Below are 10674 nucleotides of genomic sequence, written 5' to 3'. Positions count from 1 at the left end.
ATATGAGTTTTTTATATTATAATTTAGTCTATTAGGTCTGTTTATTTTAGATATGGGTTTTTTATATTATAATTTAGTCTATTAGGTCTGTTTATTTTAAATATTGGTAATTTATATTCTATTATTATTATTATTATCATTATTTGAAATGTATTGAATGATTTATAAATTATATTTTGATTTTAATATTTTCAATATTCTTATTATTTTATTCATAATATTATTTTCATAACTTATTTTTAATTTCTATCTTATTGATTTTCTATATTAAGTGATTTTTATACAATAGCTAACTTTATTAATAAGAATTATTATAATTATGAATATTATAAAAAATTAATGTTGATTATTGTATTAATAATGTTTATAAATATGATATAATTAAAGAATAGAAGGTTGTGAAGCTAGTGGAACTAATAGTAGCTAAGTTCGGAGGAACTTCGATAGGAAATGGAGAAAAAATAAGAAAAGCAGCCCAATCAGTTGTTAATGAATATATGAAGGGTAATAAAGTAGTTGTAGTAGTATCTGCAATTAACAAGACAACTGACAACCTTATAAAGATTGTTAAAGATTCTGTGGATTCTAATGTTACTGATAAACAGATGGCAGAAATATTATCTATGGGTGAAATGACTAGTGTAAGAGTAATGTCTTCAGTGATTGAGTCTTTAGGGGTTAAATCTGAATATATTGATCCTTACTCTGATAAATGGCCTCTTTTAACCGATAATAAAGTTCTTGAAGCTAAAATTGATTTTCAATCTTCAGAGATTATGAGTAAAGAATTGACTAAAATATTAGATCAAGGTATAATTCCTGTTGTATGTGGATTTTTAGGTAAAGGGCCAGATGGAGAAATCACTACTCTTGGTAGGGGTGGAAGTGATATTACAGCTTTCTTCTTAGGACATTGTTTAAATGCTGATGAAGTGATAATTGTTACTGATGTTGATGGAGTAATGTCTACTGATCCAAATAAGATTCAAAAAGCTAAAAAGCTTGATAAAATATCTGTAGAAGAAATGAGAGATTTAGCTACACATGGAGCCCAAGTACTTCATCCGCATGCTTTAAAATATAAGGATCCAATGATTAATGCTAAAATTATAAGCCATGAAAATGGTGACCTTTCTAAATCAGGAACTGTTATTGTTGGTCCTTATGAAGGTGAAATGATGAAAACCACCATGTTATATCCAGAACCAATATCTGTTGTAGCTATTGTTGGAGATGGAATGCTTAAAAGACCAGGCTTACTTTCTAAAATGACTACAATATTGGCTAAAAATGATATAAACATATTTGGCATTTCAGCAGGTCAAAATTCAGTAACTGTTTTCATTAATAAAAAGAATTCTGATAAAGCTTATCATTTATTACATGATATGGTTATTGATTCTGAAGAACTTAGCTCTCTTTCTTTAGGTAAAGAAATAGCTATGTTGACTCTTGTTAGTCCCGATTTTGTTGAAACTCCGGGGATTATATCGGATATCACTGTTCCATTAAGAGAAAATAATATCAATATTGTTGAGATATCTTCTTCTCAAACTGCTGTTGTTATCTTTGTGGAATGGGCCGATGGGGAAAAAGCTTTTGAATTGGTTAAAAACGTTTTAAAATAATTATAAATTTTAGATAAATTTGAAATTTAGATTTATAAAAATATAGGGATATTTAAAGTTTAGAGATATTTGAATTTAAAGTTTGTAAAAATTTAGAGATATTTAAAATAATGAATGTAAGAGGGGAAAAATATGAATTTTGAAGGTACTGCAGTAGCTATGATTACACCGTTTACAGAAGAAAATGAAGTTGATGAAGAGGGGTATAGAAAAAACATTAACTTTTTAATTGAAAATGGTGTCGATGGTTTATTAGCTGCTGGAACAACTGGGGAATCAGCTACTATTACGATTCCTGAACAAAAAAAACTTATTGATATTTTAATTGAGGAAGTAGATGGTAGGGTTGCTACAATAGCTGGAGCAGGAAGTAATTCAACAAACGATGCATTGGAGCTTGTTCAATATGCAGAAAGTGCTGGTGCTGATATGGCTCTTGTCATAACTCCTTATTACAATAAACCACAACCTCATGGGCTTGTTGAACATTATAAAGCTATAAATAACAATTCTGATATTCCTATTATAGTTTACAATGTTCCTTCTCGTACTGGTACAGATATTGATCCAGAAACTATAGCTAATGTAGCTGAATTTGAAAATGTTGTAGGTATAAAAGAAGCCAACCCTGATCTTGATAAATTATCTAAAACTAAAAAAACTTTAATTGAAGCAGATTTAGATGATAAATTTTCAATTTTATCTGGAAATGATGATTTAACTCTTCCTATGATGTCTATGGGTGCTAAAGGAGTTATCAGTGTTGTAGCTAATGTTGATCCTTTTAGAATGAGTCAATTAGTTAATAATTGTTTGGATGGTAGCTATGAAAAAGCTATGGAATTACATTATGAATTGTATGATTTAATGAAAGTTTTATTCATTGAAAGTAATCCTGTTCCTACTAAAGTAGCTTTAAAAATGTTAGGAAGGCCTTCTGGGGATATAAGATTGCCTCTTGCTCCATTAAAAGATGAAAATCTCTCAAAAGTTGAAAAAGTTTTAAATGATTTAGATTTATTATAAAATTATTTAAAATTATTGTAGGATTGGAATGAAAAAATTAAATTTAAGATTAGAATAAAAAATTAGATTTAAAATTGGGATTAATACAATTAAATTTTAGATTATGGGGCTATAATATGTTAAAAGTTGCTGTGACTGGAGCTGCTGGAAGAATGGGCTCTGGAATTATTAAAAAAATTCTTGAACAAGATGATATTGAAGTAGTAGCTGCTATTGAAATACCAAATACTCCTCTTGAAGGAAAAGATATTGGGGAAGTTATTGGTATTGGAAATATTGGTGTTGAAACAAGTGGTGCTGAAAATTTAGAATCAGTATTAAAAGAATCAAAGCCTGATGTTTTAGTTGATTTTACAATAGCTAATGCTGCATTTGAAACTATAAAAATTGCTGCTTTAATTGGTGTTAATCTTGTTGTTGGAACTACAGGTTTCACTGAAGACCAATCTAATGAAATTACCGAAATTGTTAAGAAATCCAATATTAAGGCAGTAATTTCTTCAAATATGGCGATTGGGGTCAATGTTTTCTTTAAAGTTTTAAGGGATTTATCTCCAATTCTTAATGATTTTGATATTGAAATAATTGAAGCTCATCATAATAAAAAGAAAGATTCTCCATCTGGAACAGCAATGACTGCATTTGAAGTGATAGCAGATTCTCTTGGTAGAGATACTGAGGATGTTGGTGTCTATGGTAGAAAAGGTCTTGTTGGAGAAAGAACTAAAGATGAAATCGGTATTCATGCAATACGTGGGGGAGATATTGTTGGAGACCATACTGTGATGTTTGTTGGTGAGGGCGAGCGCCTTGAAATTACTCATAGGGCTCATACAAGAGAAGTTTTTATAGCTGGTGTTATGAGGTCTTTAAGATTTGTAATGAATTCTGAATCTGGTAAAGTTAGTGATATGGCTGATGTTTTAGGAATTAAATAATATTCAATTAATAAAAAAATAATATTAAAAAATTATAAATTTTAATATAATCTATTAATTATAGTTATAATTTTATATAATTGATAAATTTTAATATATAGTATTAATTATAGTTATAATTTTATATAATTGATAAATTTTAATATAAATAGTAAATATGGCTATTTAATGAATAATAAATGAAAATTATAATAATAAATTATAATAATAAATTATAATAATAAAATTAGAATAATAAAATTATAATTATTTAAATTATAATAATAATAATAATAATAATAATTTGGTGATATGATGGTAAATGTAGGAGTACTTGGTGCAACTGGAATGGTCGGACAGAGATTTATTCAGCTGTTAGATAAACATCCTGATTTCGAGATAAGTGCTTTAGCGGCTTCTTCTCGTTCAGCAGGTAAAAGATATGAAGATGCTACAACTTGGTATCTTGATGATGCTATGCCTGATTCTGTAAAAGACATTGTTGTATCTGAAACAGAACCATCTGCAATAAGTAATGATGTTGATATACTATTTTCCTCACTTCCTACTGAAAATGCAGCTATTGTTGAACCAAAATTTGCAGAGAATTTTATAGTTGCATCTAATGCAAGTGCTATGAGGATGGAAAAAGATGTTCCTCTTGTAATTCCTGAAGTAAACCCTGAATTTCTAGATATTATAGAAGTACAACAGAAAAATAGAAATTGGGACGGTTTTATAGTTACTAATCCTAATTGTAGTACTATTGCACTAACTTTGACTTTAAAACCAATCTATGATAAATATGATATAAACAGGGTTTATGTATCAACTATGCAAGCTGTTTCTGGTGCTGGATACAATGGTGTTCCTTCAATGGCTATTGTTGATAATTTAGTTCCATATATAGGTAGTGAAGAAGAAAAAATGGAAAGTGAAACTCTTCATTTATTGGGAGATTTAGATGGTTTGGAAATAAAACCTGCTCAATTTGGGCTTACTACTTCTTGTCATAGAGTAGCTGTTTTAGATGGTCACACTGAAGCAGTATTTATTGAATTAGCTGAAGATATTGATATAAACAACATAAAAAGTGATATGGCTAATTTTAAAGCACTTCCTCAGGAACTCGACCTTTATTCTGCTCCGAAAAATCCTGTAATCGTTAAAGAAGAAGAAAATAGACCTCAACCAAGAATGGATAGAAATGCCGATGGTGGAATGGCTGTAACTGTTGGTAGGCTTAGAAAAGATCCAGTATTTGATAATAGTTTTAAATATGTTTTAGTTGGTCACAATACTATTCGTGGTGCAGCTGGAGCTTCTATTTTAAATGCTGAATTGATTAATAAAACTATTTTATAATTATTTTTTTTAAATTTTATTTTATTACATCTTTAAACTTTTTCTTTAAGATTTTAATATAATAAATTTATTTTTAATAAATTATAATAAATTTATTTTTAATAAATTATAATAAATTTATTTTTTAATAATTATGCTAAGTTATTTTTTAATAATTATTTCAAAATATTATTTCATGATTTACTTTATTTTCTAAATTTTATTTTTTAATTTTTTTATTTTCTACTTTTTATTTTCTATTTTTTATTATATTTTTTATTATATTTTTTTTAATAAGGCTAAATAATCAAATAATTATATATATGACTTTAAATAAACAATTTAACATTAATTGGAATATGATTTAAATCATAATTTATTATTTCAATAATTTCTCATTATATTTGATTATGATGAATATCATGTTTAATATAAATTAATCTATAGTTGTTATAAATTAACTTATATTTATTATTAATTAGTTTATATTTACTATAAATTAGCTTATATTATTATAAATTAGCTTATATTATTATAAATTAGCTTATATTTGTTATATAATTAGTATTTAATATAAATCATGATTTAATCATATTAATTTTAAAATTATATTGAAATATTCATTGAATGCTTTTAATGGTATTAAAAGGTATAAATTTTATTGAGTTTTGAATTATATATATGGATTTAATTAAAAGATTGTTAAAAATTGGATTTATTATGCTTTTTATGTATTATCATTATTAGGGAAATGTGATATTATGGTAGAAGATAAAGAGAAGATTAAGCTACAAAATCTTGTGAAATCTTGTTTATTAGAAATTAATGAGCTTAAGATAGATCTCATGAACCTTGAAAATGAAAAAAATCTTTTAAAAAATGATGATACTGCTGAAAAATTAAAAAATACTCTTAAAGAGAAAGAAGATTTAATTTCTAATCTTAAAGTTGATTTAAACAATCTTCAAGTTTCTCTCAATAATAAAGAGAATATAATAAACAACCAAGAATTAAAAATCCAAGATTTAAGTGATTTTAAAGATTCTTTTAATGATATTAAAATTGCTCTTGAAAACGATCTTAAAAAATTTAAAACACAGGAACTTAAAGAGTATAGCGATAAATTAGAGTCTTCTTTGGATACAATTGTTAAAAAAGATGAAAGAATTAATTCTCTCTTAAATGATATAAATTCATATAAAGAAAAAATTAATGATTTAGAAAGTGATATACTCAGTAAAGATAATTTAATAGGGCTTCAAAGGGAAATTGATTCTAAAGATAATGAGATTAAAATTTTAAAATCAGCTTCTGTAGATCAAGAAGTTTTTAAATCTATTAAAAAAGAATTAGAAGATAAAAAAATTAGAATTAACGAATTAGAAGAGATTCAAAAATCTTTTGAAGAAATAAAATATTCTTATGAAGAAAAATTGTCAGATAAGGATAATCGAATTGAGGAATTAGAAAAAATTAAACTATCTTTTAATGATATTAAAAACTCTCTTGAAAATGATATTGAACAATATAAAATCAAGGAATTAGGAGAGATTAATGCAAATTTAAAATCTGCACTTAACAAAATTGTTGAAAAAGACAATAAGATTAAATCGTTAGTTAATGAACTTAATGAGAAAAAATTAGAGATAAGAAAAATTAAGGATCAAAATGTTTCTAAAGCAGAATATGATAGAGTGAAAGATGAAATTAATATTAAGGATTTGAAAATCCAAAGATTAGAAGAGATTAAAGGATTATTTTCAGATTTAGATAAAAATTTCACTAATAAATCTCAGGAATCTTTAGATAAAAATAATGATTTAGATTCTGAAATATTGATTAGTGAAAAATCTTTTGAAAAAAGTGATGAACTGAAAAATATTCAAGATAGTGAAGATAATATTATAAATAATAATAATAATGAATTAATAAATCTTAAAAAGGAATTAGATTCTTGTAAACAAGCTAATAAAGAGCTATTGTCAATAAGAAATAATTATAAAAAAATAACTTCATCTCCAAAGAGTGATTTAACATCATTCCAGTCTCAAATTTATTATTTAATTCCTGAAAACCCAATGGATTCTCAAGAAATACATAGCTATATTCGTAAAATTGCATTTAAAGATATTTCTTACAACAATATAAACAATATAATAAGAGGATTAGAAAGAAAAGGTTATTTAAAACCTGAAGATCCTGAAAACCCTCAAGAAAGTAAATGGATTAAAATAGATAAAAAATAGGAATCTTATTTTATTGAATTTTTTATTTTAATTTTATTTCTTTATTTTTTAATTAATTTATATTAATTTTTTATTTTTAATTTTTATAAAAATTTTTAAATTTTATATAAAATTCAATTTATAAAATCTATATTTTTGTAATTTTTATTATATCTAGAATATAATTATATCTATAATATAAATAATATTTAATTAGTTTTATTCTTAAATATTATATTTTGATTGCTTTTTATCTATTCTGAAAAATTTTAATTTATTCACTTTAATTTTTATTCATCTTTAACAAAAGCTCGGATGTATGAAGCTTCAGCATCTATATTCATTGGAATAAAATAAGAATAATAATTATTTTTTGATAACTTATTTAAATTAGTAAGATTCTCTACAATCCATATATCATTTTTAAGAAATCGTTTATGGATTTTTGTTTCACCTATTTTATCAACTGAACATGTATCTATAGCTACTCCTTTAACTTTATTTTCAATTAACATGTCAGCTAATTCATTGGAGATATAAGGGTTTTTAGTAAAGTAATCATCATTGCCCCAATGTTTATACCATTCTGTTTTTAAAATAACAATTTTTTCAATTGGATTTTTGATATCAATATCTTTAATATTTATACTATCATTAACTATTTCTCTTTTTGTTTTTAGGATCGTAGCTTTCCCTATTAAAGTATTAATATCTAAATCATCGACTTTTTTTCCATTTTTAATATAATGATATGGGGCATCTATATGTGTTCCAGTATGTGGACTTCCGTTTATATTTGATAGAAAATAATCATCATCAGCTGTACTGAATTTTTCTATAACAAATTTAGGGTCCCCAGGATAAACTTGTGTATCTTTATTTAATTTATGGCTCAAATCAATATATTTCATTTTATATACCTATTAACATTATAATATTAAAATATTTATAAATTTAGTATTTTAATTCAAATATTTTATATATCTATCAATATTATAATATTCAGTATTTTAATTCAAATATTTTATATATCTATCAATATTATAATATTCCTTATTTTAATTCAAATATTTTATTATTTAAATATTCTATTTTTTATTTTTTAGAATATTTTAATTTTTAAATAAAATTATTAGTACTAATTTAAGATTTTTTTATTAGTTTAAATTAATTGTACTAATTTAGTATTATTATCACTAATTTATAGTATATTTTTAATATATTCTGGATTATTTTTGGGTATTACTTTTTTTAATAGTTATATTTAAATTATTAGAAAACTATAGAACTTCCGTAAGATTTATATATAACCTCAAACCCACTTTATATTGTAAATTTATTAAAGTTAATAGAAGTTAATAAATTTTAAATATCTTTGATATATCTATTTATTTAAGATAATTTTTATTTTTACAATATAAATGCTATAACTCAATTAATAGATTATATAAAATATTTAGCTATCTTGTAGCTAAATATTATCATATTTAATATCTATTAACTTTTATCATTATTGTAATTAAGTGGGAAATTATTTTAAATATAATATTAGTTTATTTAATGGATTTTAAAGTAATATTATGGATATATTAATTAGATATTAAATTTTTAAATATATTATTTAAAAAATAAATTATGAGGTGATTTTTATGGCACAAGGCCAAGGACAACCAATATTAGTTTTACCTGAAGGTACAAACAGAATTTTAGGCAGAGATGCTCAAAGAAATAATATTTTAGCTGGTAAAGTATTAGCTGAAACTGTAAGGACTACACTCGGTCCAAAAGGTATGGACAAGATGCTTGTAGATGGATTAGGAGATATTGTAGTTACTAACGATGGAGTAACCATTTTAAAAGAAATGGATATTGAACATCCTGCAGCTAAAATGCTTGTAGAAGTAGCTAAAACTCAAGAAGATGAAGTAGGGGATGGAACCACTACTGCTGTAATTATTGCAGGAGAACTCCTCAAAAAATCTGAATCTTTATTAGATATGGATATTCATCCAACTATAATTGCTATGGGTTACAGACAAGCAGCTGAAAAAGCTCAAGAAATTTTAGAAGAAATTTCTATTGATGATGTTGGAAAAGAAACCTTAGTAAAAGTTGCTATGACTGCTATGACTGGTAAAGGAACTGAAAAAGCTCGTGAACCTTTAGCTAAGTTAGTTGTTGATGCTGTACAACAAGTAGCTGAAGGCGATGATGTAGATACTGATCACATTAAAATTGAGAAGAAAGAAGGAGCTACTGTAGATGAATCTACTTTAGTTCAAGGTGTAATCATTGATAAAGAAAGAGTACATCCTGGTATGCCTAAAGATTTATCTGATGCTAAAATAGCTTTAATTAACTCTCCTATTGAAGTGAAAGAAACTGAAATGGATGCTGAAATCAGTATTACTGACCCTGCTCAAATGCAAGCTTTCATTGAACAAGAAGAAAATATGGTTAAAGATATGGTAGCTAAAATAGCAGATTCTGGTGCAGATGTTTTATTTGCTCAAAAAGGTATCGATGATTTAGCACAACATTACTTAGCTAAAGAAGGAATTATGGCTGTAAGAAGAGTCAAAAAATCCGATATTGAAAAATTAGCTAAAGCTACTGGTGCTACTGTTGTATCTAACATAGATGATCTTTCTGCTGAAGATTTAGGTTCTGCTGGAGAAGTAACTGAAAAGAAAATATCTGGTGAAGATATGATCTTTGTAGAAGATTGTAAAGAAGCTAAAGCTGTAACTTTACTCGTAAGAGGAAGCACAAAACATATCGTTGATGAAATCCAAAGAGCTGTTGAAGATGCTATTGGTGTAGTTGCTGCTACTGTAGAAGATGGTAAAGTTGTAGCTGGCGGTGGAGCTCCAGAGATAGAAATGGCTAAAAAATTAAAAGATTATGCAGAATCTATAAGTGGAAGAGAACAATTAGCTGTAAATGCATTTGCAGAATCATTAGAAGTTGTTCCTAAAACTTTAGCTGAAAATGCAGGTCTTGATAGTATTGATTCTTTAGTAGATTTAAGAGCTTCTCATGAAAACTCTCCTTATATGGGACTTGATGTCTTTGAAGGAGAAGTTACTGATATGAAAGAAGCTGGTGTAATCGAACCTAAACGTGTTAAAAAACAAGCTATTCAATCTGCTTCTGAAGCAGCTGAAATGATTTTAAGAATAGATGATGTAATTGCATCTGTTGGTGGAGGTGCACCTGATATGGGTGGTATGGATCCTTCTGCAATGGGTGGAATGCCTCCTATGATGTAATATTTTTACATCTTTTTTTCTTTTTTTCTTTTTTATAATTTTTTCTGGTTCATTTTTTTTGATTCTATTTTTCATATTCTAATTTACTAATTTTAATTTAAATATTAATTCTTATTTTAAAATCAATTGCTAATTAATAAAAAGTTATTTTAATAAAGATAAGATAATGAATCAATCAATATTTAAATTAAAATTAGTAAATATCATATAAAATTATTAAAATTAGTAAATATCATATAAAATTATTAAAATTAGTAAATAT

7 protein-coding genes are annotated in these 10674 nt (G+C 25.4%); 6 read left to right on the top strand and 1 reads right to left on the bottom strand.

Going from position 1 to position 10674, the window contains the following annotated elements; all coding sequences use genetic code 11:
- The first annotated feature begins 407 nt into the window (after positions 1 to 407).
- The 5 genes from Q0087_RS02315 (at position 408) to Q0087_RS02295 (ending at position 7161) form a co-directional block, all read left to right on the top strand.
- Positions 408 to 1628 carry an aspartate kinase gene (locus Q0087_RS02315; protein ID WP_297898066.1) on the top strand — a complete coding sequence of 407 codons (1221 nt, stop codon included), beginning with the start codon at positions 408 to 410 and terminating at the stop codon, positions 1626 to 1628.
- A 132-nt stretch (positions 1629 to 1760) separates the two neighbouring features.
- Positions 1761 to 2654: a 4-hydroxy-tetrahydrodipicolinate synthase gene (gene dapA, locus Q0087_RS02310; protein WP_297898064.1), complete on the top strand. Its 894-nt coding sequence runs from the start codon at positions 1761 to 1763 to the stop codon at positions 2652 to 2654.
- 116 nt (positions 2655 to 2770) lie between these two features.
- Entirely contained in the window at positions 2771 to 3592 is an 822-nt protein-coding gene (dapB, locus tag Q0087_RS02305) for a 4-hydroxy-tetrahydrodipicolinate reductase (protein ID WP_297898062.1), read from the top strand.
- Positions 3593 to 3886: 294 nt separating this feature from the next.
- Positions 3887 to 4936: an aspartate-semialdehyde dehydrogenase gene (gene asd, locus Q0087_RS02300; RefSeq protein WP_297898060.1), complete on the top strand. Its 1050-nt coding sequence runs from the start codon at positions 3887 to 3889 to the stop codon at positions 4934 to 4936.
- A gap of 740 nt (positions 4937 to 5676) precedes the next feature.
- Entirely contained in the window at positions 5677 to 7161 is a 1485-nt protein-coding gene (locus Q0087_RS02295; protein WP_297898058.1) for a hypothetical protein, read from the top strand.
- 269 nt (positions 7162 to 7430) lie between these two features.
- Here Q0087_RS02295 and Q0087_RS02290 read toward each other — a convergent pair whose 3' ends face one another.
- Positions 7431 to 8051, bottom strand: a complete 621-nt coding sequence (locus Q0087_RS02290; RefSeq protein ID WP_297898056.1) for a cyclase family protein — start codon at positions 8049 to 8051, stop codon at positions 7431 to 7433.
- 738 nt (positions 8052 to 8789) lie between these two features.
- Here Q0087_RS02290 and thsA point away from each other — a divergent pair.
- Positions 8790 to 10412, top strand: coding sequence for a thermosome subunit alpha (gene thsA, locus Q0087_RS02285; protein WP_297898054.1), 1623 nt, complete (start codon positions 8790 to 8792; stop codon positions 10410 to 10412).
- Positions 10413 to 10674 lie beyond the last annotated feature (262 nt).

This window comes from uncultured Methanobrevibacter sp., from assembly GCF_937881195.1.
Taxonomy (GTDB): domain Archaea; phylum Methanobacteriota; class Methanobacteria; order Methanobacteriales; family Methanobacteriaceae; genus Methanobinarius.
Note: the sequence above shows the minus strand (reverse complement) of the source record. Positions and strands in the feature narration are given on the sequence as shown.